The sequence below is a fragment of the Rhizobium sp. BK312 genome, assembly GCF_014193605.1.
Lineage (GTDB): Bacteria > Pseudomonadota > Alphaproteobacteria > Rhizobiales > Rhizobiaceae > Rhizobium.
On the sequence record NZ_JACHZP010000003.1, the window covers coordinates 431798 to 457026 of the forward strand.

At 60.4% G+C, this 25229-nt stretch carries 28 protein-coding genes; 11 read left to right on the plus strand and 17 right to left on the minus strand.

Annotation, left to right across the window (positions count from 1 at the left end):
* The first annotated feature begins 96 nt into the window (after window positions 1-96).
* Window positions 97-570 carry an Lrp/AsnC family transcriptional regulator gene (locus FHT85_RS10700; RefSeq protein WP_112335727.1) on the plus strand — a complete coding sequence of 158 codons (474 nt, stop codon included), beginning with the start codon at window positions 97-99 and terminating at the stop codon, window positions 568-570.
* 66 nt (window positions 571-636) lie between these two features.
* Here the strand turns inward: FHT85_RS10700 and mgtE are convergent, their stop codons facing one another.
* Both mgtE and FHT85_RS10710 read right to left on the minus strand, forming a co-directional pair.
* Entirely contained in the window at window positions 637-2010 is a 1374-nt protein-coding gene (gene mgtE / locus FHT85_RS10705) for a magnesium transporter (RefSeq protein ID WP_112412323.1), read from the minus strand.
* 353 nt (window positions 2011-2363) lie between these two features.
* Window positions 2364-3377 (minus strand): zinc-binding alcohol dehydrogenase family protein, encoded by a 1014-nt coding sequence (locus FHT85_RS10710; RefSeq protein ID WP_112412322.1) that lies wholly within the window; start codon window positions 3375-3377, stop codon window positions 2364-2366.
* A gap of 104 nt (window positions 3378-3481) precedes the next feature.
* Here FHT85_RS10710 and FHT85_RS10715 point away from each other — a divergent pair, with 104 nt between their 5' ends.
* Complete coding sequence (locus FHT85_RS10715) at window positions 3482-3886, plus strand: winged helix-turn-helix transcriptional regulator (RefSeq protein WP_112335657.1); 405 nt, start codon at window positions 3482-3484, stop codon at window positions 3884-3886.
* Here FHT85_RS10715 and FHT85_RS10720 read toward each other — a convergent pair.
* Window positions 3851-5068 (minus strand): MFS transporter, encoded by a 1218-nt coding sequence (locus FHT85_RS10720; RefSeq protein ID WP_112412321.1) that lies wholly within the window; start codon window positions 5066-5068, stop codon window positions 3851-3853. The two genes, FHT85_RS10715 and FHT85_RS10720, sit on opposite strands and share 36 nt — an antisense overlap.
* Window positions 5069-5386: 318 nt before the next feature.
* Here FHT85_RS10720 and FHT85_RS10725 point away from each other — a divergent pair, with 318 nt between their 5' ends.
* Window positions 5387-6334, plus strand: coding sequence for a diacylglycerol/lipid kinase family protein (locus FHT85_RS10725; RefSeq protein WP_112335659.1), 948 nt, complete (start codon window positions 5387-5389; stop codon window positions 6332-6334).
* 5 nt (window positions 6335-6339) lie between these two features.
* Here the strand turns inward: FHT85_RS10725 and FHT85_RS10730 are convergent, their stop codons facing one another.
* Window positions 6340-7680: a glutamine synthetase family protein gene (locus tag FHT85_RS10730; protein WP_112412320.1), complete on the minus strand. Its 1341-nt coding sequence runs from the start codon at window positions 7678-7680 to the stop codon at window positions 6340-6342.
* A gap of 128 nt (window positions 7681-7808) precedes the next feature.
* On the opposite strand from FHT85_RS10730, the gene FHT85_RS10735 reads away from it, so the two are divergent.
* Complete coding sequence (locus FHT85_RS10735) at window positions 7809-9176, plus strand: aspartate aminotransferase family protein (protein WP_112412319.1); 1368 nt, start codon at window positions 7809-7811, stop codon at window positions 9174-9176.
* On the opposite strand, the gene FHT85_RS10740 is transcribed toward FHT85_RS10735, so the two are convergent.
* On the minus strand, window positions 9177-9791 hold the full coding sequence (locus tag FHT85_RS10740; protein WP_112335662.1) for an NUDIX hydrolase: 615 nt from the start codon (window positions 9789-9791) through the stop codon (window positions 9177-9179).
* Window positions 9792-9841: 50 nt separating this feature from the next.
* The gene (locus FHT85_RS10745; protein WP_183774094.1) at window positions 9842-10861 is read right to left on the minus strand and encodes a glycosyltransferase family 2 protein; all 1020 of its coding nucleotides are present in this window, start codon (window positions 10859-10861) and stop codon (window positions 9842-9844) included.
* A 96-nt stretch (window positions 10862-10957) separates the two neighbouring features.
* Here FHT85_RS10745 and FHT85_RS10750 point away from each other — a divergent pair, with 96 nt between their 5' ends.
* Window positions 10958-11926: a lysylphosphatidylglycerol synthase domain-containing protein gene (locus tag FHT85_RS10750; protein ID WP_112412473.1), complete on the plus strand. Its 969-nt coding sequence runs from the start codon at window positions 10958-10960 to the stop codon at window positions 11924-11926.
* A gap of 14 nt (window positions 11927-11940) precedes the next feature.
* Here the strand turns inward: FHT85_RS10750 and FHT85_RS10755 are convergent, their stop codons facing one another.
* The 4 genes from FHT85_RS10755 to FHT85_RS10770 are packed head-to-tail and all read right to left on the minus strand — an operon-like array spanning window position 11941 to window position 14323.
* Entirely contained in the window at window positions 11941-13182 is a 1242-nt protein-coding gene (locus tag FHT85_RS10755) for an RNA polymerase sigma factor (protein WP_162709770.1), read from the minus strand.
* 10 nt (window positions 13183-13192) lie between these two features.
* Window positions 13193-13573: a YciI family protein gene (locus FHT85_RS10760; RefSeq protein ID WP_112412316.1), complete on the minus strand. Its 381-nt coding sequence runs from the start codon at window positions 13571-13573 to the stop codon at window positions 13193-13195.
* A gap of 17 nt (window positions 13574-13590) precedes the next feature.
* Window positions 13591-13953: a YciI family protein gene (locus FHT85_RS10765; RefSeq protein WP_112335667.1), complete on the minus strand. Its 363-nt coding sequence runs from the start codon at window positions 13951-13953 to the stop codon at window positions 13591-13593.
* A gap of 10 nt (window positions 13954-13963) precedes the next feature.
* On the minus strand, window positions 13964-14323 hold the full coding sequence (locus FHT85_RS10770) for a YciI family protein (RefSeq protein ID WP_112335668.1): 360 nt from the start codon (window positions 14321-14323) through the stop codon (window positions 13964-13966).
* Window positions 14324-14479: 156 nt separating this feature from the next.
* Between FHT85_RS10770 and FHT85_RS10775 the strand changes: the two genes are divergently transcribed.
* Window positions 14480-14710, plus strand: coding sequence for a hypothetical protein (locus tag FHT85_RS10775; protein WP_112412315.1), 231 nt, complete (start codon window positions 14480-14482; stop codon window positions 14708-14710).
* A 32-nt stretch (window positions 14711-14742) separates the two neighbouring features.
* Here FHT85_RS10775 and FHT85_RS10780 read toward each other — a convergent pair whose 3' ends face one another.
* The 3 genes from FHT85_RS10780 to FHT85_RS10790 form a co-directional block, all read right to left on the minus strand.
* Window positions 14743-16245, minus strand: a complete 1503-nt coding sequence (locus FHT85_RS10780; RefSeq protein WP_112412314.1) for an AMP nucleosidase — start codon at window positions 16243-16245, stop codon at window positions 14743-14745.
* 119 nt (window positions 16246-16364) lie between these two features.
* Window positions 16365-16541, minus strand: coding sequence for a hypothetical protein (locus FHT85_RS10785; protein WP_015339266.1), 177 nt, complete (start codon window positions 16539-16541; stop codon window positions 16365-16367).
* 198 nt (window positions 16542-16739) lie between these two features.
* Window positions 16740-17078: a DUF2147 domain-containing protein gene (locus tag FHT85_RS10790; protein WP_112335671.1), complete on the minus strand. Its 339-nt coding sequence runs from the start codon at window positions 17076-17078 to the stop codon at window positions 16740-16742.
* 463 nt (window positions 17079-17541) lie between these two features.
* Here FHT85_RS10790 and FHT85_RS10795 point away from each other — a divergent pair, with 463 nt between their 5' ends.
* Complete coding sequence (locus tag FHT85_RS10795) at window positions 17542-17805, plus strand: sel1 repeat family protein (protein ID WP_015339268.1); 264 nt, start codon at window positions 17542-17544, stop codon at window positions 17803-17805.
* Between the two features lie 135 nt (window positions 17806-17940).
* Here FHT85_RS10795 and FHT85_RS10800 read toward each other — a convergent pair whose 3' ends face one another.
* Entirely contained in the window at window positions 17941-19053 is a 1113-nt protein-coding gene (locus tag FHT85_RS10800; RefSeq protein ID WP_112412313.1) for a pyridoxal phosphate-dependent aminotransferase, read from the minus strand.
* On the opposite strand from FHT85_RS10800, the gene FHT85_RS10805 reads away from it, so the two are divergent.
* Window positions 19052-19831, plus strand: a complete 780-nt coding sequence (locus FHT85_RS10805) for a phosphoribosylglycinamide formyltransferase (protein WP_246779941.1) — start codon at window positions 19052-19054, stop codon at window positions 19829-19831. The genes FHT85_RS10800 and FHT85_RS10805 overlap by 2 nt on opposite strands.
* A 128-nt stretch (window positions 19832-19959) precedes the next feature.
* Here FHT85_RS10805 and FHT85_RS10810 read toward each other — a convergent pair whose 3' ends face one another.
* The gene (locus FHT85_RS10810) at window positions 19960-20712 is read right to left on the minus strand and encodes an SDR family oxidoreductase (RefSeq protein ID WP_112412312.1); all 753 of its coding nucleotides are present in this window, start codon (window positions 20710-20712) and stop codon (window positions 19960-19962) included.
* Between the two features lie 97 nt (window positions 20713-20809).
* Here FHT85_RS10810 and FHT85_RS10815 point away from each other — a divergent pair, with 97 nt between their 5' ends.
* Window positions 20810-21718 (plus strand): AraC family transcriptional regulator, encoded by a 909-nt coding sequence (locus tag FHT85_RS10815; RefSeq protein ID WP_112412311.1) that lies wholly within the window; start codon window positions 20810-20812, stop codon window positions 21716-21718.
* A 16-nt stretch (window positions 21719-21734) separates the two neighbouring features.
* On the opposite strand, the gene FHT85_RS10820 is transcribed toward FHT85_RS10815, so the two are convergent.
* On the minus strand, window positions 21735-22133 hold the full coding sequence (locus tag FHT85_RS10820) for a PilZ domain-containing protein (RefSeq protein WP_181476166.1): 399 nt from the start codon (window positions 22131-22133) through the stop codon (window positions 21735-21737).
* Between the two features lie 310 nt (window positions 22134-22443).
* On the opposite strand from FHT85_RS10820, the gene FHT85_RS10825 reads away from it, so the two are divergent.
* Entirely contained in the window at window positions 22444-22878 is a 435-nt protein-coding gene (locus FHT85_RS10825; protein ID WP_246779942.1) for a glyoxalase superfamily protein, read from the plus strand.
* Window positions 22879-22943: 65 nt separating this feature from the next.
* Window positions 22944-24311 (plus strand): MATE family efflux transporter, encoded by a 1368-nt coding sequence (locus FHT85_RS10830; protein ID WP_112412309.1) that lies wholly within the window; start codon window positions 22944-22946, stop codon window positions 24309-24311.
* 62 nt (window positions 24312-24373) lie between these two features.
* Here FHT85_RS10830 and iolB read toward each other — a convergent pair whose 3' ends face one another.
* Window positions 24374-25171 carry a 5-deoxy-glucuronate isomerase gene (iolB, locus tag FHT85_RS10835; RefSeq protein ID WP_112412308.1) on the minus strand — a complete coding sequence of 266 codons (798 nt, stop codon included), beginning with the start codon at window positions 25169-25171 and terminating at the stop codon, window positions 24374-24376.
* Window positions 25172-25229 lie beyond the last annotated feature (58 nt).

The following is a 25229-nucleotide window of genomic DNA, read 5'->3' on the forward strand; positions in this document are numbered from 1 at the left end:
TAGCTCCGAAGGCCGAGGCATGTCCTTGCTAGTTATGGCTCCAAAACCGTGCTATGAGCAATGATCTGCCAAAATTCAAGATTGAGTTTCCCGGAAATGCCAAAACTGGATAAATTCGATATTGCGATCCTCAACTGCCTTCAGGAGGATGCGCGCGCCACCAATGTCGAGATTGCCGAGCGCGTAAATCTCTCGCCGTCTCCCTGCCTCAGGCGCATCCGCAATCTGGAAAAATCCGGGCTCTTGCGCGGCTACCGCGCGGATATCGACCGCAAGCAGGCCGGCCTCGGCCTCACGGTCTTCGTGGAACTCAAGGTCGGTCATCATTCAAAGGAGAATTCCGAGACGCAGCAGGCAGCATTGCTCGCCATTCCGGAAGTCGTCGCCTGTCATCTAATTTCGGGCACGGCCGATTTCCTGGCGGAAGTCGTGGTGGAGGATCTTGCGGCTTATGAAAAGGTGATGTCGGAAAAGCTGCTTGTTCTTCCCGGCGTGGTCGACCTGCGTTCGAACTTTGCAATCCGCACCATCAAAACCAATGGTGCGTTGAAGCTGCCGCAGCCTGAATGAAGCAGCCGGAGTGAAAATATAGAAGGGGCCATCGCTGGCCCCTTTTCGATGAGAATCTGATTGTTCTCAGAGCATCGTGCCGCTGAGGATCAGCAGCGCGACCGAGAAATAGATCACCAGGCCGGTGACATCGACCAGCGTCGCGACAAAGGGCGCCGATGCGCTGGCCGGATCGAGCCGCAGCTTCTGCAAGACGAATGGCAGCATCGAGCCGGCGAGCGAGCCGAAGGTGACGATGCCGATGAGGGCAGCGAAAACCGTAAGGGCGACCAGCTGCCAATGCGGGCCGTAGTCGAAGAGGCCGATATTTTGCCAGAGCACGATGCGGGCAAAGCCGACAAGGCCTAGGATCGCTCCGAGCACGATGCCCGTCGGCAGCTCGCGGAAGGCCACGCGCCACCAGTCCGAGAGCTTGAGTTCGCCGAGCGCCAGCGCCCGGATGATGAGCGATGTCGCCTGCGAGCCGGAATTGCCGCCCGAGCTCATGATGAGCGGGATGAAGAGCGTCAGCACGACAGCCTTCTCCAGCTCTCCTTCGAAATGCTGCATGGCGCTTGCGGTCAGCATTTCGCCCAGGAAGAGGGCTGCAAGCCAGCCGGCGCGCTTGCGGATCATGCCGGCGAAGCTGATCTTCATATAGGGCTGGCCGAGGGCTTCCATACCGCCGAACTTCTGGGCGTCCTCGGTGGTATCGGCGATCATCGTGTCGATGACGTCGTCGACCGTGACGATGCCGAGCATATGGCCCTTGTCGTCGACAACAGGAAGCGCCAGCAGATCGTGGCGGCGGATCAGGCGGGCGACGTCCTCCTGCTTCATCAGCGGCGGTGCCGTGACCGGCACACCCTTCTGGGCCACGGTCAGGATGCAGGCATCCGGCTCGCCTGTGATGAGACGGCGCAGCGTCACGACATGCAGCAGCACGTGCGTTTCGTCATCGAGCACATAGATGGCATAGACCGTTTCGCGGGAACGCTCGACCTGGCGAACGTGGTCGAGCGTCTGGGCCACGGTCCAGCTCGCGAAAACGCTGACAAATTCCGTCGTCATGATGCCGCCGGCCGTGCGCGGCGGATAGCCCATCAGGCTCTGAATCGCCTGCCTTGCATGCTCGTCGAACGTTGCGAAGAGACGGGCGCGCGTGTCGACATCCATTTCGAGCAGCACGTCGGCGACGCGGTCGTTTGACATGCCATGCAGCAGGCGTGCGGCATCCGCATTGCCCATGACTTCGAGAATGGCGGGTGCGTTGCGCAGTTCCGGCCGGTCGAGAATGCGCACGGCGCGCTCTTCCGGCATTTTGGCGAGAATGCGGGCAGCCTCTGCCACGTCTGTTGCGTTCAGAGCCTCGACACGTTCCGCGATGGTGACGGCGCGATTGTTATTGATGAATGCGCGAGCGGCATTGCTGGCCCGCATGGGAAAGCTGTTGATGTTCATTATAGCTCGCCTTTCCGGTCGATCCGCCGTCGTAGCGGATCGTGGCGAGCCGACAGGAGTCGGTTAGTGCACGAATGCTACTGACGGCAAAGGCAATCGACTACTACTGTCGCTAGGCATCGAAAGATGGCTCCGGTTAATCGGTATGGAAAACGCTGTTCCCCATGTGCGGAGAAGTCGCGCCGAAGGCATAAAAAGTCAAGAGGCGGACGTGCCTAAACGCTCGATCCTGCGATAAAAATTTGTTTAGGCGGCTGCAAATTTTTGCGATGCAACAAAACCTGGTGCCAATGCGTTAAAACAATGCGGCCGGACGACATTCGCCCGGCCTGATCTGTCGTGAATATTGGTACTCAGAAACCGGCCAGAACGACCTTTCCCTTCATCTTGCCGGTCTCGACGAGGGCATGCGCCTTCTTGAGATTGGCGGCATTGATCGTGCCGGCGGTCTCGGTCAGCGTCGACCTGATCTTGCCGGCATCCACCAGTTCGGCGATCTTCGTCAACAGCTTGTGCTGCTCGATGATGTCGGCAGTGTTGTAGAGGGGGCGAGTGAACATCATCTCCCAATGGATCGATACCGCCTTCCACTTGAAGGGCACGACATCGAGCGTTTTCGGATCGTCGATGAGGGCGAACCGGCCCTGGGGCGCGATGGCCTCCACGATCGAGGCGATATGATCCAAGGTGTTGGTCGTCGAGAAGACGAAGGCGGGGGCGCCGATGCCGAGCGCCTCGATCTGCGGTGCAAGCGGCTTCGAATGATCGATGACGTAATGGGCGCCCAATTCCTTCACCCAGGCCTGCGTTTCCGGGCGGGATGCTGTCGCGATGATGGGGAGATCGGTCAGCGCGCGGGCGATTTGGATGGCGATCGATCCGACGCCGCCGGCCCCGCCGATGATGAGAATGGCATTGGCTGCGCCGGGAACCGGATCCTGCACCTTCAGCCGGTCGAACAGCGTTTCATAGGCCGTGATCGAGGTCAGCGGTAAAGCGGCAGCGGCCGGAAAATTCAGGCTTTTCGGCTTGGCGCCGACGATGCGCTCGTCGACCAGATGGAATTCAGCGTTAGAGCCGCCGCGATTGATGGCGCCCGCATAGAAGACTTCGTCTCCAGGCTTGAACATGGTGACCTCGGACCCGACCGCCCTGACGATGCCCGCGGCGTCCCAGCCAATGATCTTGTACTCCCCCTCGGGCGGGGCAACGTTGGCACGGACCTTGATATCGACCGGATTGACCGAAACCGCCTTCACTTCGACCAGCAGGTCACGGCCTTTTGCCTCGGGTGTCGGCAGCTCGATGTCGATCAGCGATGTCTCTGCGGAAATGGGCTGTGGTTGTTTATAGGCGACTGCGCGCATGGAAGAAGCTCCTGGGTTGGTTGCACAGAGGCTAGATGCGCATTATCCTTAAGAGGCGCAAGAATGCACAATTTCTGTACGTAGGTACAAAAAGGATACTGTCGATGTCGGTTCCCCGCTCCAAGCTCGTCGGAAATTTTCCAGGTTGCCCGGTCGAGGCGACGCTGAGCGTGCTCGACGGCAAATGGAAAGGCGTGATTCTGTTTCACCTCATGGAGGGAACGCTGCGCTTCAACGAAATCCGCCGCAAACTGCCGTCGGTGACGCAGCGCATGCTGACCAAGCAATTGCGGGAACTGGAAGAATCCGGGCTGCTGTCACGCACCGTCTTTCCGGTGGTGCCGCCTCGCGTCGAGTATGCGCTGACGCCGCTTGGCGCCAGCTTGGGGCCGATCATCAAGGCGATGGCCGTGTGGGGTGAGGAGAATGTATTTTGCCATGACGGGCGCCAGCAGCTGGGCGCCCCAGGCATGTCATGCGCGCCCGGTGCGGCGCTCCAGGCCAACTGAAACGGCAAAGACGGCAAGACCGGCAACGGAAAGTACTGCGCCGACATAGCCGGTGGCCGCAGCCGTGAAGCCCCAGGAGATCACCAGCCCGCCCAGCCAGGCGCCGAGCGCATTGGCGATGTTGAAGGCGGAGTGATTGGAGGCGGCGGCCAGCGTCTGCGCATCCGCGGCAACATCCATCAGGCGGGTCTGCACTGCCGGGCAGGCGGCAAAGCCGCAGCCGATCAGGAAGACGCAGATGCAGAGCATGACGGGATTGGCTGCCGTCAGCGAGAAGAGCGTCATGATGACGATATTGAAGATCATCATGCCGCCGATCGTGCCCTTGATCGAGATGTCGCCGAGGCGCGAACCGACGATGTTACCGACATTCATGCCGATGCCGAAGAGAGCCAGCACGACCGGCACCATGGCGGTGCCGAGGCCGGCGACCTCGGTCGTCGTCGTCGCGACATAGCTGAAGATCGAGAACATGCCACCGAAGCCGACGGCAGCGACGCCGAGCGAAAGCCAGACCTGGATGCGCTTCAGCGCACCGAGTTCACGGGCGATGCTGGCGCCTTCCTCGACCCTATCCTTGGGAAGGAAGAGGGCGATCAGCAGCATGGTGGCGAGGCCGATGGCGCCGACCATCATGAAGGCTGCGCGCCAATTCAGAAGCTGTCCGAGGAAGGTGGCGATCGGCGTGCCGATCAGCGTCGCGATCGTTAGGCCAAGCATGACCTGACCGACGGCGCGCACGCGGCGATGCACCGGCACCATCGAGGCGGCAACGAGTGCCGCGACGCCGAAATAGGCGCCATGCGGCAGGCCGGTGATGAAGCGAAGCGCCGTGAAGCTTTCGAAGGTCGGCGCAAAGGCGCTGGAAATATTGCCGGCGGCAAAGATCGCCATCATCAAGAGGAGCAGCGTGCGGCGCGCCATCTTGGCGGCAAGCACGGCAATGATGGGCGCACCGACGACGACGCCGAGCGCATAGGCGCTGATGACATGGCCCGCTTCTGGGGTTGTAACGGCAAAGGTGTCGGCCACATTCGGAAGGAGTCCCATGATGACGAATTCACCCGTGCCGATACCGAAGCTGCCGACGGCCAACGCCAAAGTCACCAGCGCGATCGCGGTGCGCGACGGCGCTTCCAGGGCGGTTTGGGTGTCGAGGGCCTCGACGGCAATATCGCTCACGAAAACTCCTTGGGCGACATACGAAGATCACATGCCGCGAATCAGACGGTAAACTCCGGTTATGCGGCGTTCAGTGCATCAAACTGGAATATGGGACTGGCGAGGCACGGACATGCCTCGTTGATACTATCAATGACCGGGGCGCATCTGTCGCGTGCGTTTTTTGCAGTGCAGCATGTCGGATCGCGCATAAGTATGCTGCAGTCGATATCGGCGAAACGGCTATAACGCTTGAAATCGTTCCATCCAAAACCATCTGAGAAGAAGCGCACGGGCCTCAGCCCCTGATACAATTTGCGGAAAGACCGAGAGCCCCCAATGAAGTTGATCGGCTTTTTCAATCGCGATGGCGGAACGTTCCGCACGACTGACATGGCTGCCTATGAAAAGAAAGCGGAACAGGTTTTCCGCGACGCCGGTCATGATTTCGAGGCTGTGGTCGTGGAGGGACGCAACATCGTCTCGGCAATGGAGCGTGCTGCACGCCGCGACGACATTGACGGGATTGTCGCAGGCGGCGGCGATGGCACCATTTCGGCGGCCGCCGCCATTGCCTGGAAAAACGGCGTCGCTCTCGGCGTCATTCCGGCCGGTACCATGAACCTCTTCGCCCGTTCTCTGCGCCTGCCGCTCGACATCTGGCAGACGCTGAACGTTCTTGCGACGGGTGAGGTCGACAATGTCGATATCGGTAGCGCCAACGGTCGCGCTTTCATTCATCAGTTTTCAGCGGGCTTGCATGCGCGCATGGTCCGCTATCGCAACGGCTATACTTATCGCTCGCGTATCGGAAAGATGTCGGCCAGCACGCGCGCGGCCTTCGGCGTCATCGCCAATCCGCCGGAATTCGACGTCGACTTCGAGGCCGGCGGCATTCGCGAGCGCAGGCATGTTTCGGCAATCTCCGTCTCCAACAATCCCTTCGGCGCAAATGCGCTGCTGTATGCCGATAGCCTGCGCAGCGGTGAGCTGGGCTTCTACATGGCTAAGCCGCTGCGCCCGCTCGGCGTCGCACGACTTGCCATCGATATGCTGCGCGGCCGGGTTCGCGAAAATGCCGATGTCATGGTCATGCACGCGCCGGAGGTGCATTTGCACTTCCCGAAGCTACGCCAGCTTGCCAATTGCGTCATGGATGGCGAGTTGCTGCCCCTCGAGCGTGATGTGACGCTCAAGGTGCATCCGGGCGAGCTCAAGGTGATGGTGCGGGAAGGGACGGCCGCCAGCGTTGCGCGCGAAGGCGCAGTCGACAGCGTCGCCATCTGATGGATTCAGAGGCGGGGTAGGTAGGTCCTGTAATCGAAATCGGAAACCGTGCGCAGGTGGCTGAGCGCTTCCTTATGCTTCGTCTCGCCATAGAGCTTCTGATACCCCTCGCCGAAAATGTCGGCGATGAAGGCTGAGGCTCGGAAGCGTTCAACGGCCGTCAGGAAGTCATGCGTCAGCTTGGACGCATCGGTCGGCACGTGAGCCGGCGTCGTCTCCTCACCGGGATCGAGGTCGTTCTCAACGCCCAGCAACATACCGCCCAGAATCGCCGCCAGCATCAGATACGGATTGGCATCGGCGCCGGCGACGCGGTGCTCGATGCGCGCGCCCGGTCCGTCCTTTTCAGGGATGCGCACGGCCGTTCCGCGGTGGCCGAAGCCCCAGGTGAGATCGACGGGGGCAAACGAGCCCGGCTGGAAGCGGCGGTAGGAATTGGCATGGGGTGCAAAGATCAGCTGCGCATCCTGCAAGGTCTGTAGCAGCCCCGCGCAGATCGACTTCAGTCTCTTCGGCTCACAGCCCGCAGCATCAAGGACATTGCGCCCTTGAGCGTCGATGATGCTGGCATGCACATGCAGCCCTGAGCCGGCATGATCGGTATAGGGCTTGGCCATGCAGGTCGATTTCAGGCCATGCTTGCGGGCGGCTTGCTCGGCCACACGTTTCAGCATGATGCAGTCATCCGCGGCCGCCAGCGCGTCCGGGCGATGCAGCAGGTTGACTTCGAACTGGCCAGGGCCGAATTCCGCCGTCGTTGCGTCTGCCGGCAGGCCCTGCGCCCGCGCGTAGGCGCGCAGCGTTTCGAGATAATCGTCAAGGAGATCGACGGCATCCATGTCGTAGAGCTGGAAGCCGTTCGGTTCACCCCGGTAGGTCAAGGCAGCTGGTGGCGAGGGGATGCCTCTGTCGCGCCAGTCTCCGGCAAGCAGATAGAATTCCAGCTCGGTCGCGATGACGGGTGTCAGGCCGAGCGTCTTGTAGCGATCGACCACGGACGAAAGAATGGCACGCGGGTCCTGGAAGCTCGGGCTGCCGTCGAGCTCGTGCATGGTGGCGAGCACCTGCTTCGATCCCGCTGGCGCCCAGGGCATGTCGGCGAGCGTGCGCTGATCGGCGACACAGGTCCCGTCCGGATCTCCAATCGTCAGCGACAGGCCGGTGATATCGTCATTATCGTCACCCCAGATATCGAGCGATTGCGTCGAGGTCGGCAGCCGCACGGCGTCGGACCAAACCTTCTTTTCGGCTGAAATCGGGATCTGCTTGCCGCGCAGCCGGCCGTTCATGTCCGAGATCAGCACCTCGATGCGCGCATTACCTTCGGTTGCGTTGTCGGCCGTCATGCTCTTGTAAATCCCCGATGCTCACGGCATGGTCGTAAACCAAGATGGCTTGCAGTCAAGTCCGGCTGCGTCGCGGCGTCGGTGGACTTGCCTGACAAATGCCAATTCAAAGAGGGTTCGAATAAGCCATGCCCGATACGTCCAGCCGCTCCAATCTCGCCGCCCTCGATGCCGCGCATCACCTCCATCCCTTTGCCGATATGCGCAAGCTCAACGCTGATGGCGCGCGCATCATCCAGCGCGGCGAGGGTGTCTATATCTTCGATGCAGAAGGACGGAAGTATCTCGACGGTTTTGCTGGCCTCTGGTGCGTGAATATCGGCTACGGCCGCACCGAAATCGCCGACGCTGTCGCCAGGCAGATGAACGAGCTGCCCTACTACAACACCTTCTTCGGTACCACGACCACGCCGGCGACACTTCTTGCCGAGAAGGTCTGCGCCCATGCCGGACCGCAGTTCAACCATGTCTTCTTCACCAATTCCGGCTCCGAGGCCAACGATACCTGGTTTCGCATGGCGAGGGTTTATTGGGCTGCAGTCGGCAAGCCGACGAAGAAGACCATCATCGCCCGCAAGAACGGCTATCACGGCTCGACGGTCGCCGGCGCCAGCATGGGCGGCATGAAATACATGCACGAGCAGGGCGATCTGCCGATCCCTGGCGTCGTCCATATCGGCCAACCCTATTGGTATGCCGAGGGTGGCGATCTCTCGCCGGGGGAATTTGGTCTCAAGGTCGCTCGCGAACTCGAAGCCAAGATCGACGAGCTGGGTGAAGACAATGTCGCAGCCTTTGTCGCCGAGCCGGTGCAGGGTGCCGGTGGCGTCATCATTCCGCCGTCGACCTATTGGCCCGAGATCGCGCGCATCTGCAAGGCGAGGAACATCCTGCTCGTCTGCGACGAGGTGATCTGCGGCTTCGGCCGCCTCGGCGCATGGTTCGGCCATCAGCATTTCGGAGTCGAGCCGGATCTGGCCCCGATCGCCAAGGGACTGTCGTCAGGCTATCTGCCGATCGGTGGCGTACTCGTCAGCGATCGTATCGCCGATGTGCTGATCAATGAAGTCGGCGAATTCAATCACGGCTTCACCTATTCAGGCCACCCGGTCTGCGCGGCCGCCGCCCTTGAAAACCTCCGGATCATCGAGGAGGAAGGGCTGGTCGAGCGCGTGCGCGACGATATCGGCCCTTACTTCGCCAAGGCTTGGGGCAGCCTTGCCGATCATGACATGGTCGGCGAAGCCGTCAGCATCGGCTTGATGGGCGGCCTGCAGCTCGCCGCCGATAAATCCACGCGTCGGCGCTTCGAGAAGCCGGATGCAATCGGATCAGCCGTGCGCAATCATGCGCTCGCCAACAGCCTGGTCCTGCGCGCCACCGGCGACCGCATGCTGGCCTCGCCGCCGCTCGTCATCAGCCATGAGGAAGTAGATACCATGGTACGGATCGCGCGTGACGCGCTCGATGCCGTCTGGGCGGAAAGGAAATCGTAGTCAGGGCTTGGGTTTCGGCACGTCCCACTTGCCCGCCTTGTGAAGGGCAAGCGTCAGTGCCGCAACGTGGATGACCTGGATCATCTTGCCTTCCAGCACCAGTTCTATCGCCTGGCGGATCGGCATGCGGATCAGGCGGATGCGCTCGGTCGGGTCGTCCGCCGGCCTGCTTGCAAGCTCGACATTGCGGGCAATGACGATATGCGAGTGGTTGTTATGCGTGGCCGGATTGGGCGCGAGCTTGCCGACATAATCCCATTCGGTGGATGAAAGGCCGGTTTCCTCGCGCAGCTCGCGCGCGGCCGCTTCGACCGGACTTGCATCATTCGCATCCACGGCTCCGCCAGGGAGCTCGAGCGCTACGACGCCAAGACCGTGACGATACTGCTGAACGAGATAGATATGATCCTCGGCATCGAGCGCGATGATCCCGACCCAATCGGGATATTCCAGCACGTAGTAGGGCGCGATCTCCACACCCTCCGCCGTCACGCAGTTATCCGCACGAACCTTCAGCCAGCGATCATGAACAAGGCGTGTCGAGCTTGTTGTCCGCCATGGTGGCAGGTCTGCCGTGTCCGATAGCTGGCTGTTGATGTCGTCTTTCGAGCTCATGCGCGGCTCAGCTCCTGTTGCCGATAGGCGCGGGCCTAAGCACGATAGGCCTAGGCGTCCTGATGATCTCGATCGAAGATCTTGCGCACGATATAGTTCGGCGAGAGATCGTCGCGATAATAGATACGGGCGATCATTTCGGCGAGAATGCCTGTCGTGATCATCTGTACCGACGACAGGAGCAGCACGACGCCGACCATCAGCAGCGGACGGCTGCCGATATCGTCGCCGAAGATGAACTTGTCGATGAAGAGCCACAGCAGGATCACGCCGGCAAGCGCGCCGAGGCCGAGGCCGAGTGAGCCGAAGAAGTGCCCCGGCCGCGCCTTGTAGCGCATGAAGAACATCACCGACAGCAGATCGAGGATGACGCGGAAGGTGCGCGAAATCCCGTATTTCGATGTGCCGTGCTGGCGGGCATGGTGGGTGACCGGCACTTCGCCGATGCGCGAGCTCGGCACGACGCCGGCAACCCAGGCGGGGATGAAGCGGTGCATTTCGCCCATCAGCTTGACCTGCTTGATGATGGAGGCGCGGTAGATCTTCAGGCTACAGCCATAATCGTGCAGCTTGACGCCGGTGATGCGGCCGATCAGGTAATTGGCGCACCAGGAGGGGATCTTGCGCAGCAGCAGGCCGTCCTGACGGTTCTTGCGCCAGCCGACGAGCAGGTCGAGCTGCCGCCGCTCCAGTTCGTCGACCATCGAAGGGATATCCTTCGGGTCATTCTGCAGGTCTCCGTCCATGGTGGCGATCAAGCGGCCGTTGGCCGCATCGATACCGGCCTGCATGGCCGCGGTTTGCCCGAAATTGCGCTGAAGCTCGACGATGCGCAGCGTCAGTCCCTCTTGCGAAAGTGACCGGCGGGCATTGACGAGTGTCGCGTCCGTGCTGCCGTCATCGACCAGGATCAGTTCCCAGGATTTGGCAAATCCGCTCATGGCGGCGCAAATACGCTCGATGAGCGGTCCAACACTTTCTTCCTCGTTGAAGACGGGCACGACCAGCGAAAGCTCGAGAGGGCTTTCCGGATCGGCCTGGGGGAGGGTCGACTCTGCCGTTGTCTGCAACACTTCTTTCTCCTAAAAGACCGGCAGTACTTGCCGGACGAAACGAGCGAAAAGTCCGGTTTCAGCCTTCCGCTCGCATTTGGGTGCCCTAACTACATGAAGACTCCGACGGTTGCCAGCCGACAGAATTGGTTTATTCGCAACCGAATGACGCTGCTGACGCTCGCAGTCGTCCTTGCCTATGCCGCCTTCATCGAATGGTTTTGGGGCTGGACCTCGATCCTGGCGCAATGGGGCAAGGTCGGCGCCTGGCCTATCCTTCTCGCTCTCGCGCTCCTGACGAGCACCTATTTCCTGCGCACCTGGCGCATCTACGATTACTTCCCGAAGGAAACCTCGGGCCATTTTGCGGCGCTGTTCCGTGTGACGCAGGTCCATAATCTGCTGAATATCATGATGCCCTTCCGAACGGGGGAAACCAGCTTCCCGGTGCTGATGCGCTCCGAATTCGGCATTCCTCTGGCGCGGGGAACTTCGGCGCTGTTCGTCATGCGGCTGCTCGACCTGCATGCGCTGCTGGCCGCAGCCGGCTTCGGCCTTGCGCTTGCTTCGCCCTATCATGTCTTGGCCTGGATCGTATGGGCGCTTTTCCTTCTGCTGCCGGTCGTAGGCTTTGCCTCCCGCCGGCCGCTGATCCGCCTTGCCGCCCGCGCCCTGCCAAAGAAGGCGCAAGGGCTGGTGCATGAGCTGGAGCGCGGCCTGCCGATTGATGCCAGTGCCTTTGCGCGCGCCTGGCTGACGACTATCGTCAACTGGCTCGTCAAGGTCGTGGTGCTCGCTTGGGCGCTTGGCCTCATGAACGTCACGCCGCTTTCCGCAAGCTTCGGCGGCGCTCTCGGCGGCGAATTATCATCAGTCCTGCCCGTGCATGCGCCCGGAGGCGTCGGCACCTATCCGGCCGGGATCACCGCCGGCGCCATGGCTTTTGGTGCTTCGAGCGCCAAGGAGGCAATCGAAAATCTCGCACAGGCGAGCATCAACGCTCACCTGCTGATCGTGGTTTCTGCGTTGACGGGGACTGCGATCGGATTGCTGATCTCGCGCAAACGCGTACCCGTGGCTTAAAAATCGCAGCATCTTTAGTGCCGGATCTGATCGCCGAGCTCGGCCAATCGCTTGCGCAGGAATGCCTGCTCCGGCGCCTGCTGGCATAGCGAAAGCGCTGTTTGATAGGATTGTCGCGCCTCATCCGTCCGGCCAAGCTGGCGCAGAAAATCGGCCTTTGCGGCGTGGGTGAGGTGATATCGCGCCATCCGTTCCTCTTGCAGCAGCCCATCGACGAAGGAAAGCGCTGCCACCGGACCATCGCACATGGAGACTGCCACCGCCCGATTAAGCTCGATCACAGGGGAGGGGCTCGCCGTCAGCAGCAGATCATAGAGCATCACCAGCTTTCGCCAGTCGGTATCCTCTGCGGTCTTGGCGCGAGCATGTTCCGCGGCGATCGCCGCCTGCAGTGCATAGCTGCCGACGCTATCTGCCGCCATCGCTCTTGCTGACAGCGCCAAACCTTCGCGGATCTGACCATGATCCCACAGCGCACGATCCTGATCGACGAGCAGAACGAGATCGCCGGAGGTATCGGTGCGGGCATGCCGCCGCGAATCCTGCAGCAGCATGATGGCCAGCAGCCCCTCGACTTCCGAATCCGGCAATAGCTGCAGCAACAGCCTGCCGAGTCGTATGGCCTCCGCGGCCAGATCGGCGCGCACGATCGCAGAGCCGGAGGATGCCGAATAGCCCTCGTTGAAGACGAGGTAGATGACATGCAGCACCTGCGCCAGACGCTCCGGCAGTTCGGCCTTGCCGGGTACCTCATAGGGAATATGTTCGGTGCGGATGCGGTTCTTGGCGCGGACGATGCGTTGGGCAACGGTTGGAGCCGGAATCAGAAAGGCATGGGCAATCTCTTCCGTCGTCAGGCCGCAGACCTCCCGCAAGGCCATCGCCATCCGCGCCTCGGCAGGAATAAGTGGGTGACAGCAGGTGAAGATCAGTCGCAGCATGTCGTCCTCGATCTCCTCGCTTCGCGATGTCTCCATTATCTCGCCCTCCGGATAGAGGCTGTCGGCGATATCGAGCTGGGCCGCATCGAAACGCGAGCGCCGCCTTATATTGTCGATGGCGCGAAAACGTCCGGCGGAGACGAGCCAGGCATAGGGATTGGCCGGGATGGTCTCCTCCGTCCATTGCTGCGACGCTGCTGCAAAGGCATCATGAAGGGCTTCCTCCGCTCGGTCGAAATCGCCAAGCAGACGGATCAGCGTTGCCAGCACGCGCCGCGAGTGGCTGCGATAGATGCCTTCAATGATTCGGTTCAGCGACACGGCGTCAGCCTTCCTCCGCCAGGTCTCCCCGAAGGGTCAAGATACGAACCGGACGGATTTCGACGGCGCCATAGCGCGCCGAGGGAATGCGTTTGGCGATATCGACAGCGCCATCGAGGTCAGCGGCTTCGATGAGATAGAAGCCGGCCAGGTGCTCCTTGGTCTCAGCGAAGGGGCCGTCCGTGACTGAAAATCCGTCGCCGCCGTTCGGCCGGATGATGATCGATTTGTCTCGGAGCGCCAGTGCATCGGAAACGATCATGGTGCCGTCCCGCCGCAAGCCCTCGTCGAAGACGAAGTGCTCGCCGATCAAATGGTTCATCTCGTTCGGCGTCAATCTTCCGTCGACATCCACGGATGTGTAGATCAGGCATAGAAACCGCATGTCTTCTCCTCTCGCTGCTATTCGTTCGGAAAGCGGATGTCGAAGGCGGCGCGAACTTCGATCATGCCGTAGCGGGCAACGGGGAAGGTGGCGGCGATCGCGGTCGCTTCCTCCATATCCCGGGCCTCGATCAGCACGAAGCCGCCGAGGTGTTCCTTGATCTCCGCGAACGGGCCGTCGGTAACGGCGGTTTCGCCCTGGCGCACGCGAACTGTTTTCGCGGTCTCCGGTTCGCGCAGGGCATTGGCGACGATGAGGTGGCCGCTCTCGCGCAGCCGGTTGTCGTTATCGACCGAATCCTGGGTCAGCTTTCGCCCCTCCTGTTCGGAAATCTTGGCGATCTCGGATGTCTCGAACCAGACCTGGCAAAGATATTTCATCGTAACCTCCTCAAGCATCCGGGCCGAAGTTATGGATTGGCCGCACCTCGATCGCGCCGAGCTTGGCGAGCGGAATGCCGGCGGCGACGCGGATCGCATCGTTCAGGTCCTTCGCCTCGATCAGGATGAAGCCGCCAAGATACTCCTTGGTCTCGATGAAAGGCCCATCTGTCACCGACGTCTCGCCATTGCGGACCCGCACTGTCACCGCAGACTTCGGCGATTGCAGCGCTTCGGCATGGATCATATTGCCGCTCGCCATCAGGTCGCGGTCATAGCCGAGCGAATCCGAATCGAGCTTATGCTTTTCATCCTTGGACATGACGTCGAGCGTCGTGCCATCGAACCAGACCTGGCAGAGATATTTCATCGCAGCGTCTCCTCTCTCAATTTGCTGACAGCCATAGACGAGCGGCTGCCAAACAAATCGACATCCCGATCCGCAGCATGACAAAAATTTTCGGCGCTGTCGAAAAAGCCTGAGCCCGGTCGACCAGTTCCGTCATCTCAAAAAGGAGAAACGGACATGTACAATCTTGAAGCAGCCCTCATCTACCACTGGCAGAAGAAGACCCTGTCGGACGAGGAGATCTTTCAAATGTCAAATCCCGGCGAAGTGATCGCTCGCACAGCGATCGGATTTGCCATTTTTGCCGTGATGATTCTTGGTCTGAATTTATGGGCAGCCTCAAACGACCAACGGCCGCAAGTCGCGGCCGCTTACCAGGTGCAATCGGTGTCGGCAGAAAAGCAATAGGGTGAAGCCCCGTTGCCTTGCTGGCTCGTGGCTTACTGAAATGCCGTTTCGAAGAAGCTGCGGAGCTTGCGCGAATGCAGCGCTTCCGGCGGCATGGCGGCCAGTTTCTGGATCGCGCGGATGCCGATCTGCAGATGCTGGTTCACCTGGGTGCGATAGAAGGCCGTCGCCATGCCCGGCAGCTTCAACTCGCCATGTAGCGGCTTGTCCGAAACGCAGAGCAGCGTGCCGTAGGGAACGCGGAAGCGGAAGCCGTTGGCGGCAATGGTTGCCGATTCCATATCGAGCGCGACTGCGCGGGCCTGGGACAGGCGCTTGACAGGGCCGGCCTGATCGCGCAGTTCCCAGTTGCGGTTGTCGATGGTGCCGACCGTGCCGGTGCGCATGATGCGCTTCAGTTCGAAGCCCTCATAGCCGGTGATCTCGGCAACCGCGGCCTCAAGCGCGACCTGCACTTCGGCGAGCGCCGGAATCGGCACCCAGACCGGCAGGTCATCGTCGAGAACGTGGTCCTCGCGCATGTACGCATGGGCAAGCACATAGTCGCCAAGTCGCTGGCTGTTGCGCAGGCCCGCACAATGGCCAAGCATCAGCCAGGCATGCGGGCGAAGCACGGCGACGTGGTCGGTGATCGTCTTGGCGTTGGATGGGCCGACGCCGATATTGATCATGGTGATCCCGGCATGGCCCTTCTTCTTCAGATGGTAGGCCGGCATCTGCGGCAGCCGCGGCGCGGTCACATCGCCCTCGGGTTGGCTGGAACCAGCCTTCGTGATGATGTTGCCCGGTTCGACGAACTCGGTATAGCCATCGCCGCCGCTCGCCATCAGGTCGCGCGCCCATTTGCAGAACTCATCGATATAGAACTGATAGTTCGTGAACAGCACGAAATTCTGGAAGTGCGCCGCACTGGTCGCCGTGTAGTGGACGAGGCGGGCTAGCGAATAGTCGATGCGCTGCGCAGTAAACGGCGCAAGCGGCGAAGGCTCGCCCGGCGGCGGGATATATTCGCCGTTGGCGATTTCGTCGTCCGTGGTGTTCAAATCCGGTGTGTCGAAGAGGTCGCGCAGCGGAATGTCTTCGAAAATACTGGCGGTTGCTTCGACGTGAGCGCCTTCGCCGAAGGCGAAATGAATCGGGATGGGCGTCGTCGATTCCGACACGACCACCGGAACATTGTGGCTGCGCATCAGGAGCGTCAGCTGCTCCTTGAGATAATGCTTGAAGAGCTGCGGGCGGGTGATCGTCGTCGTATAGACGCCAGGCGCGGTGACATGGCCGTAGGAGAGGCGCGAATCGATATGGCCGAAGCTCGTCGTCTCAATGCTGACCTGCGGGTAGAAAGCGCGATAGCGCGCTGTGATCGGCGCGCCTTTGGCGAGCTTGGTGAAATTGTCGATCAGGAACGCGGTGTTGCGATCGTAAAGTTCCGTCAACGCTTCCACGGCCTTGCCCGGATCATCGAAGGTCCTCGGCTGGAACGGGCTGGGAGAAGAAATGTCGAGGGGTGAAAAGGGAGAGATTCTGTTGCTCATGCGCCATTATAGAGTGTCGTTGGTTACAAGCAAACGACGTTGCAACAGGCGGCCCGGATTCTCGCAGCTATTTTTAGAGCCGCCCACTGGTCGGCGCGAGGATTACGCGCAGACGTTTGTTATTGTACCGTTGTGCAGTAAGGCGCGCCGGTCTGCACGCAGGTGAAGCTTGCGCCGAAGTGCGATTGTGCGCCGCTGCGGCCGGCGTGTTCGACCGCAACCGAGAAGCTGAATGCGAAGACGGCAGCAAACAGCATGATAACAACGAAGCGCCGTGCGATGATGATCGAGTCCATGTTCCTGGCCTACCCGTGCCCTATACTGGACACTGTTTTGCCATGGTCAGGCTGAACAGGTGCTGAGATACCGGTTCATCCGGCGTTCAGAAATATTACCAGTTTCGAATGGTCGCCGGCCTCTCTTCGCAGGCAAATAACAAGAGCCCCGCCGACGTCAGGCACGTCGAGTGCTTTCTGGGACAGGCAGGTGTTGTTTTAGAGCTTCGTCCAGGTCTGCGATTTGCAAAATACCTTCAGCACGCAGCCCTGCATCTTGATCTTGTTGCCGCTGACCGTGCCGGAGCCGCTATAGGTTTTGTCTTCGGAGGGGTCGGTAAGCTCGCCCGTATAGCTGTTACCTGTGCCCTGCATCTTGCCGATCTGCTTGCCGGCATATTTGCCTGTCTTCAGGGTCACGCAATAGCTGTCGCCGCAGGGAGCGATGGCAGCCGTGTCGCCAGCAACCGTTTTCCAATTGCCGACGATCGGCTCTTCGGCAAGAGCGGCACTCGCACTCATCAGCAATGCGATCGCAAGAACGGTAGTGCGGATCATGGTGTCATTCCTCCCCCAAGGCGCATCCGGTTCTGTGACCGGAATGCAGTGAGATTATCTAACGCGAACGTAAAGGTAAATATGGTTTTCGGAGCTCAAATACCCGTTTCGGCGGGTATCCGAGCGCCGTCGAAACACGACATCGAATTCAACTGCGCTCTTTTTGTGGTGAAGAAAGAGTTTAAATCCAAATCTTAACGGAAGGTTAAACTCGCCCGAAAATCCTTAATTTGCAAGGGAAGCGATGTTTAACAAAATCCCAAGTTTACCAAGCATTTGCACTTTGTTTGCATCGAATTAATCATGCATTTTAGGCGTTTTTTGAAAGCCGTCTGCGATAGTGAAGCCATCAAACGAGCGGGGCAAACCCGCCGGCCGGAAGAACCGGAAAGCCGCGAATGACGGCAAGGTTCGGACGGAAAACAGGGCAGATACGAACAGAAGTCAAACAGGGATAATTGCAATGGCACGCTTTGAAACGCCGATGTCTGGAAATGCCATGATGGGTGGTAACAGCGCCGATGCCCTTTGCGAACTGGGCGTGAACTACGCGACCGGCAGGGGCTGCAATGCGGACCTCGTTGCCGCCCACAAATGGTTGAATATCGCCGCCATCCGTGGCAGCGAGCGCGCCGCCGAGCTTCGCGCCGACGTGGCCGCGACCTTGACCAAGATGCAGCTCGCAGCAGCGCTGCGCGCCGCCCGCGAATGGATGACCACGCACTGACGCATGCCGCAAACGATTCGACGTACTGACTGATCTCGAAGGAGGGGATGTCGGCGGTCGACGCGAGGCGAACGCCGAAATGATGAAAACCGCGACCAGCCGGAACAAGGCGGGCGCGGTTTCGTCGTTTTGAGCTTAACCGATCGCCTTCAACACTTTGGGCAGCGCTTCGGCGAGCAGCTCCAGATCTTGCTTCGGGCCGACGCTGACGCGGATGCAGCGGTTGAGCGGCGCAACCCCCGGCATGCGGATGAAGACGCCGTGCTGGATCAGCCCATCGACGATGGCGCGGGCATAGGTGCCGTCGCGGCCGCAATCGATGGCAACGAAATTGGTGGCGGAGGCGAGAGGCAGCAGCCCGTTGACGCGGGCGATCGTGCCGATCTCCTCGCGCGCAGCCCGGATCTTGCCGATTACTTCGGCAAGATAGGCCTGATCCTTCAGCGCGGCGAGCGCCGCTACAGTCGCGAGCCTGTTCATGCCGAAATGATTGCGGATCTTGTCGAAGGCCAGCACGGTCTCCGGTGCGCCGATGACATAGCCGACGCGGGCGCCGGCAAGGCCATAGGCCTTGGAGAAGGTGCGGGTGCGCAAGACATTCGGCAGGTCGATCAGCGTTGAGATATCAGGCAGCGAGCTGGCAGGTCCGGTTTCGCTATAGGCTTCGTCGAGGATCAGCAGGCAATTTTCCGGCAATGCACGGGCAAAGGCGACGATCTTGTCGGCATCCCACCAGCTTCCCATCGGATTGTCGGGATTGGCGAAATAGACGAGCGGCGCATTCTCGCGCTTCACCGCTTCGAGCACTCCATCGAGATCCTCGCGATCATTGACGTAGGGCACAGTAACGAGGCGACCGCCGAAGCCGGCGACATGGAAATTGAAGGTGGGATAGCCGCCAAGCGAGGTGACGACGGGCGTACCCGGTTCGATCACCATACGCGCGATCAGGCCAAGCAGGCTGTCGATCCCTTCGCCGACGGCGATATTGGCGGATTGAACGCCAAGATGCGCCGCAAGCGCCTGCTTCAGCTCGAAATTCTCCGGATCGTTATACATCCAGATATCGCCGGCCCGCTCGCGCATGGCCGCGATGACCGAGGGCGCCGGCCCAAAGCCGTTCTCATTGGCGCCGACACGGGCCTTGACCGTCAGCCCGCGCTGACGCTCCAGCGCTTCTGGGCCGACGAAAGGAACGGTGGAGGGAAGGGCGCTGATCAGCGGCGTGAAGCGCGAGAAGGCGGACATGCTGGCTTTGTTTCCCGAATTCGGTTGCTGGGTGCGGCAGAATAGGCGCTTGGCGGGTGGTTGCAAGAGCGGAAAGATGCGGCCTTCGGATCGCGTCGCCGCACTCATTGAAAATCCGTATCAGTTGCCATTAAAGGGAGTCTCGGTCATCGCGATAGCATCGATCAATGAGGCGCTGATGGATAAGCTCGCAATAGCGTTCCTTGCATCAAACAATGGAACCTCATTTCGGACGGTCAACGAAGCCATCCGAGCGAACACAGTGAATGCTGCCGCTGTCGTGCTGGTTAGCAATAGGGCGTCGTCCGCAGCACTAGCCTATGCTGAGGCCAACGGTATTCCCTCGTTTCATATTCCGACCAAGGACAGGGAAGCTGAGGCGGACAAACAGCTTCGCGACATGCTTGTCGCCTATGGAGCTGAACTCGTTATCTTATCCGGCTATCTCAAGAAACTTGGCCCGCTTACGCTAGCCGCGTTTGATGGGCGAATATTGAATGTTCATCCGGGGCTGCTACCCAAATACGGCGGATTGGGGATGTACGGGCGAAGAGTTCACCAAGCCGTGCTCGATAATCGCGAGACCGAAACAGGCGCAACGATCCACCTCGTAGATGGAGAGTATGACCACGGAAGAACTGTGGCCACAACGACCGTTCAGATCCATCCCGACGATAGCGTACTTTCGCTGGAACAACGGGTCATGGTTGCAGAGGGCGATCTTTTCACTGATCTCATCCGCCGCATATCAATAGGCGGACTGCGCCTGCCGTTATGAAATGAGACGTTCGCAAAAGGCCGAACGCAGTCGCCGGACGCACTCCCAGGATCGACGGCTGCGCGTTCCATCTTGCTGCACCGTCGAAGTCGGAGCGGCAGCAGCTTTTGGGCTGCCACCGATTCGGGTTACAAGCCTGCTTCAGCCATCCAGAGTTCAGCATCCACACCGCCCGGAATTCGCAGCGGGGCGGATGGATCGGTGGCTGCCCGCCACACTGCCTTCGCCACGTCGGGCGCGTGGGTTACAGGACCGGTATCGTCCTGAACATTCTTGACAAATTGCTGAATGAGCGGCGCATAATCAGGATCGTCCAGACCACGCAAATGTGGACGCGCATTCTCCCCAAAGCGAGTTTCCGGCGACCGGCCTGGCAGGACAATATGCACCCGCACGCCAAATGGCTCCATCTCCACTGATAAGGACTCGGTGAAAGCGTTCACCGCTGCCTTGCTCGCCCGGTAGATCCCAATCACCGGCAGAGTCTTGACCGTCACCGTAGAGGTGACGTTGACGATGACTCCGGCCCGACGTTGACGCATCTGGGGCAATACGGCCTGAACCATTGCCAATGTGCCGATCGTATTTGTCTGAAATAGCGACTGCACCGTCTCCGGCGCAGTCAGCTCGATCGGTGAGGGCGCTCCGAAACCGGCATTGTTGACCAATACGTCTATCGGACCGGCGGCCTTCACGGCGTCCGCGATGCTTGCCGGATTGGTGACGTCGAGCGCGAGAATACGCAAGCGTTCGGAAACCGGTAGCAGCTCGGGTTTGGGCGTGCGCATTGTCGCGATGACATCCCACCCTCGTTCAAAAAACAGTTTCGCAGTCTCCAGGCCGAAGCCAGACGAGCAACCAGTAATCAATATCGTGGACATGAGTCTCTCCAAGCAAAAGGAATGATGCCATGGTAGTGACCGGGCGAGAGACTTTATATATGCTATAGTCTCCATTTCTTTAGCGTTAGTCCTGATTATGACCGTCGATCCCCTTGCCGAAATCGTCACGCTGCTGCAGCCGGCCGCACGCTTTTCGAAGCTGGTGGAATGCGCCGGCGCCTGGCGAATTCATCGCGAGGCCACAGGTGAGCCATTCTACTGCGCAATCCTCAAGGGGCATTGCCGCGTAACGTTTGGAGGACATCAGCCTTTCATCCTCCGAGCCGGCGATTTCGTGCTCGCGCCGGCTATGCGCGACATCGTCAGTGAGAGTGTTGACGCACCGGCCACTCTGTCCGCCATGGTTCCGACGCAGTTGAGTGGCGGTCATTTCCGCGTCGGCCGCCTCGAAGGGCCGCCGGACCTGCGCATGCGCATAGGGCATTGCAGCTTCGGCGCACCGGATGCGGCCTTGCTCGTTTCCCTCTTGCCTGATGTCGTTATCGTTCGCGGCGAGCCCCGACTCGCGACGCTGATGCAATTGGTCGGTGAGGAAACGCGCGAGCGCCGGCCGGCACGCGAACTCGTGCTGGAGCGGCTGCTGGAGGTGTTGTTGATCGAGGCATTGCGATCCGGCACGGAAACAACCGTCACGTCGAGCTTGAGTCGCGGCCTTGCCGATGAACGCCTAGCCGCAGCACTTCACGCGATGCATGCGCGTCCTGCCCATCCTTGGACTGTCGCGGATCTTGCGACCGAAGCGGCCCTGTCCCGATCGGCTTTCTTTGCGCGTTTCAGCCGCGTCGTTGGCCTGCCGCCAATGGAATATCTATTGGCTTGGCGCATGGCCCTCGCAAAGCAGCTATTGCGCAGCCGCGAATTGGGGTTGGATCAGGTAGCTGAACGCGTTGGCTACGGATCAGCAAGCACTTTCAGCGTCGCCTTCGCGCGATACGCAGGCATGCCGCCTGCACGATATGCCCGCGGGGACGTGCGAAGCGATTGAGGACGTGAAGCCGAATTTAAACCGGCCGCCTTCTGCCGCGCGCAGCCAGCGCTTCGACGTTGCCGATCATGAAATCGGCGCGCACGACGCGGCGAAGCGTCTCCGGTTCGATCAGGTTGATGAAGCGGACATGGACGCGATTATCGATGCGGCTGACCTCGGCGCAGGCTATGCGGTAGGCGAGACCGAGGATGTTCAGATAGTAGTGGGTCGGCAGGCCGACCGTCGTGGCGACGGTGAAGCTCGCGCCACCACGCGAGATGTCGGTAATCTCGGCGCTGCGCACCGAAATGCCGTTGAGACAGGGACGAACAGCCACGAGACGCGCCGGCCGCTGGACGTAGAAACGTTCCCAGCTGCGTTCGTAGACTTCGGATTTGACTTTCGCCAGATGGGTTGCGCGAAGCATTGTCATTCCCTGTTAGAAAACAGACCGAATTCATCTCGGTTACAGCATGAACCTTGCACGGAGATTTTGCAGAAGCGTCAATTGCATTGGTAGAATTTTAACGGGTTCGTCTTTTGTACCGATTTGGGCGCGTCTTGACAGGAGCATCGGCTTCGATCATACGAACGAGCGGTTCGAGGCGCCTGCCGCTCGCGGATGAAAATCCAAGGTGAAGTCCTCGCTGTTTTGGGTCACGGCCATTCAGGGCATGCTGACTGACGGTAATGCGAGCTCCGTTTCACAGTCGTAAATGCGTGCCTTAGCAAAGGCTGATCTCATGACGACGTATCCGTCCATAGATGAATTGAAGGCTCAGGCCCGACGTCTGCGCCAGGCGATAGCCGAGCGCGGCGACGACATGAGCCACTCGACGGCGCTGGAGCTCATCGCCAAGCAGCACGGGCTGCGCGATTGGAACACGCTCTCGGCGCTTGCGGCGAAACCGAATGACGGGCCGGATGCGCCCTTCGATGTCGGCTCCGCCGTGCGCGGACGCTATCTGAACAAGCCGTTTACCGGCAAGGTTCTTGCGATGTCGGCGAAGTCTGGCGGGCTCTACAGGATCACCATCCACTTCGACGAACCGGTCGATGTAGTGGAGTTCGAGAGCTTCTCGGCATTCCGCCAGCGCATAAACGCCCAAGTCGATGCCGACGGCATTTCGCCGCGCAGGACATCGAACGGCGTGCCGCATCTGGTTCTCGACCTTTAATCTTCATCCCTGCTTGTTACGCCGCTATCTTTGCCGCTCGCGAGCGATTCCGCCCGGATACCACCATGACGCACACCCTCGAAAACAATATGTTTCTCACAGGCTGGCTGCCTGGCGTCTTTGCCAGGACAGCCGCGCCGATAATCGTCATCACCACGGTCAGCGGCCTCTTTGCCGTCGTCGACGCCTATTTCCTCGGCGTCTATGTCGGCGCCGAGGCGCTCTCCGCCGTCAGCCTCATCTTTCCCGCGCTGATGCTGCTGATCGCGCTGCAGACGCTGGTTTCAAACGGCATGGCGAGCATTCTCGCCCGCCGTCTCGGCGCCGGAAATCGTGACGCCGCGAAGTCCGTGTTTACCGGCGCCCATACGCTGGCGCTTGCCGTCGTGGTGGCGATCAACTTCGTCTACTGGCTCGCAGGCCGGCAGTTCATTGCCGTGGCAGCGGCGGGAAACGCCGATGTTGCCCGCAGCGCCGAGGCCTTCATGGGCGTCATGGTCGCGTTCGCGCCGATCAGCTTCTTTCTTTCGATCCATCTCGACGGGCTGCGTTGCGAAGGAAAGCTCGGCTTCATGACGCTGGTGACGCTTGCCTCGACGCTGCTGAACATTCTGGCAAACTGGCTCCTGATGGCGGTCTTTCAGTGGGGCGTCGTCGGCTCCGCCGGCGGCTCGGTCCTGGCGCAATTCATCTGCCTAATGATCGTCATCATCTATCGCCTGCGTCGGCCGAATGGCCTTTGGATCGACATGGCGCTGCATGTTCGCGAGTGGCGCGGCATCTTCGCCTTCGGCGCTCCGATGAGCCTCGGTTTCATCGGCATTTCGCTGAGCTCGGCCGCGATCCTCTTCAACGTGTCGATCTGGCACCAGGGGGATTATGTCGCGACAGTCGGCGCCTACGGAATCGTCACAAGAGTAATGACCTTCGCCTATCTGCCGCTGCTGGGCTTGAGCATCGCGTTGCAGACCATATCAGGCCATAATCATGGCGCCGTCCTTCCAGCCCGCGTCGGTCATAGCGTCCTGATCGCCCTGATTTCGGCTCTGGTCTATTGCGGCGCCGTCGAACTCATCGTCGAGCTGCTGGCGAGACATCTGGGTTCAATCTTCGTCGCCGATCCCCTGATCGTCGCGGAAGTCGGCCGCATCCTGCCCTGGATGATCGGCGCCTACTTCCTCTTCGGTCAGGCGATCATCCTCTCATCTTATTTCCAATCAATCGGCGATGCGAAGCGCGGCGCGATCTTCGGTCTGTCACGGTCCTACCTGTTCACCTTGCCGCTGACATTCCTCCTGCCGCTCGTCTTCGGCGAACGCGGGATCTGGATGACGCCGATCTTCGCTGAGATGGGAATGATCCTGCTCACCTGGCTGGTATTGTCGCGCAATGCAAGGGATCGCAAATGGCGCTATGGCTTGTTGCCGGCATGAGAATGGAAAAGGCCGCGCTTTCGAGCGCGGCCTTTTCGCTATGAGCCTATATCAGGCGTCATTCAGGACTTGAGCAGCCATTCATGTTCCACGGCATTGTGGAATTTCCAGATCCGCTTAGGCCCGGCCATGACATTCAAGTAATAGAGGTCGTAGCCGTGGCAGGCGGCGCAGGGGTGATATCCCCTAGGCACCAGCGTCACGTCGCCATCCTCCAGCACCATGACTTCGTCCAGCGATCGGTCGTCGGTATAGACACGCTGGAAGCCGAAACCCTGTGGCGGATTGAGGCGGTGATAGTAGGTCTCCTCCAGGAAGCTCTCGTTCGGGAGATTGTCTTGATCGTGTTTGTGCGGAGGGTAGGAAGACGTGTGTCCGCCCGGCGTGATCACCTCTACGACGAGCAGCGAATGCGCCGCGCCATCGTCTTCCGGCATGATGTTGTTGACGTGGCGGACATTGGTGCCCTTGCCGCGCGTCAGCGCCGGATGCGTGCCTGGCGGAATGGCGCGAGCTTCATAGGAGCCGCCGCCCGGTGCCGAGCAGACGGCCAGTTCGAGATCGGTCTCGGCAGTCACCGACCAGCTCGAGCCTGCTGGAATATAGAGCGCGTGGGGGGCGCCCTCGAAGGGGCTCATGCGCCCGCCGAGCAAGCCAAAATCCTTAGTCCCCGCCTTGGCGCTTCCCTTGCCGCTGACCCATACGAGGCAGACTTCGCGATCGCCGGTTTCGGCCGAAGCGGTTTCGCCCGGCTTCAGGCGGTGGAGATCGAAGCCGACATAGGTCCAGCCGGCGCTTTTTGGTGTGACATGGGTGACGCGGCCATGCGAGCCGCTAGGTTTGACCTTCAGATTGGGCATGGTCTTGCTCCATTGCTTGGAAAGTGCCCCTCGCCAACCTGTGACGGAGGAGAGGGGT

Coding starts and splice junctions, on each gene's coding strand:
- FHT85_RS10700 (WP_112335727.1), top strand. CDS start 97: ATGCCAAAACTGGATAAATTCGATATTGCGATCCTCAACTGCCTTCAG.
- mgtE (WP_112412323.1), bottom strand. CDS start 2,010: ATGAACATCAACAGCTTTCCCATGCGGGCCAGCAATGCCGCTCGCGCA.
- FHT85_RS10710 (WP_112412322.1), bottom strand. CDS start 3,377: ATGCGCGCAGTCGCCTATAAACAACCACAGCCCATTTCCGCAGAGACA.
- FHT85_RS10715 (WP_112335657.1), top strand. CDS start 3,482: ATGTCGGTTCCCCGCTCCAAGCTCGTCGGAAATTTTCCAGGTTGCCCG.
- FHT85_RS10725 (WP_112335659.1), top strand. CDS start 5,387: ATGAAGTTGATCGGCTTTTTCAATCGCGATGGCGGAACGTTCCGCACG.
- FHT85_RS10730 (WP_112412320.1), bottom strand. CDS start 7,680: ATGACGGCCGACAACGCAACCGAAGGTAATGCGCGCATCGAGGTGCTG.
- FHT85_RS10735 (WP_112412319.1), top strand. CDS start 7,809: ATGCCCGATACGTCCAGCCGCTCCAATCTCGCCGCCCTCGATGCCGCG.
- FHT85_RS10740 (WP_112335662.1), bottom strand. CDS start 9,791: ATGAGCTCGAAAGACGACATCAACAGCCAGCTATCGGACACGGCAGAC.
- FHT85_RS10750 (WP_112412473.1), top strand. CDS start 10,958: ATGAAGACTCCGACGGTTGCCAGCCGACAGAATTGGTTTATTCGCAAC.
- FHT85_RS10760 (WP_112412316.1), bottom strand. CDS start 13,573: ATGCGGTTTCTATGCCTGATCTACACATCCGTGGATGTCGACGGAAGA.
- FHT85_RS10765 (WP_112335667.1), bottom strand. CDS start 13,953: ATGAAATATCTTTGCCAGGTCTGGTTCGAGACATCCGAGATCGCCAAG.
- FHT85_RS10770 (WP_112335668.1), bottom strand. CDS start 14,323: ATGAAATATCTCTGCCAGGTCTGGTTCGATGGCACGACGCTCGACGTC.
- FHT85_RS10775 (WP_112412315.1), top strand. CDS start 14,480: ATGTACAATCTTGAAGCAGCCCTCATCTACCACTGGCAGAAGAAGACC.
- FHT85_RS10780 (WP_112412314.1), bottom strand. CDS start 16,245: ATGAGCAACAGAATCTCTCCCTTTTCACCCCTCGACATTTCTTCTCCC.
- FHT85_RS10785 (WP_015339266.1), bottom strand. CDS start 16,541: ATGGACTCGATCATCATCGCACGGCGCTTCGTTGTTATCATGCTGTTT.
- FHT85_RS10790 (WP_112335671.1), bottom strand. CDS start 17,078: ATGATCCGCACTACCGTTCTTGCGATCGCATTGCTGATGAGTGCGAGT.
- FHT85_RS10795 (WP_015339268.1), top strand. CDS start 17,542: ATGGCACGCTTTGAAACGCCGATGTCTGGAAATGCCATGATGGGTGGT.
- FHT85_RS10805 (WP_246779941.1), top strand. CDS start 19,052: ATGCTGGCTTTGTTTCCCGAATTCGGTTGCTGGGTGCGGCAGAATAGG.
- FHT85_RS10800 (WP_112412313.1), bottom strand. CDS start 19,053: ATGTCCGCCTTCTCGCGCTTCACGCCGCTGATCAGCGCCCTTCCCTCC.
- FHT85_RS10810 (WP_112412312.1), bottom strand. CDS start 20,712: ATGTCCACGATATTGATTACTGGTTGCTCGTCTGGCTTCGGCCTGGAG.
- FHT85_RS10815 (WP_112412311.1), top strand. CDS start 20,810: ATGACCGTCGATCCCCTTGCCGAAATCGTCACGCTGCTGCAGCCGGCC.
- FHT85_RS10820 (WP_181476166.1), bottom strand. CDS start 22,133: ATGACAATGCTTCGCGCAACCCATCTGGCGAAAGTCAAATCCGAAGTC.
- FHT85_RS10825 (WP_246779942.1), top strand. CDS start 22,444: ATGACGACGTATCCGTCCATAGATGAATTGAAGGCTCAGGCCCGACGT.
- FHT85_RS10830 (WP_112412309.1), top strand. CDS start 22,944: ATGACGCACACCCTCGAAAACAATATGTTTCTCACAGGCTGGCTGCCT.
- iolB (WP_112412308.1), bottom strand. CDS start 25,171: ATGCCCAATCTGAAGGTCAAACCTAGCGGCTCGCATGGCCGCGTCACC.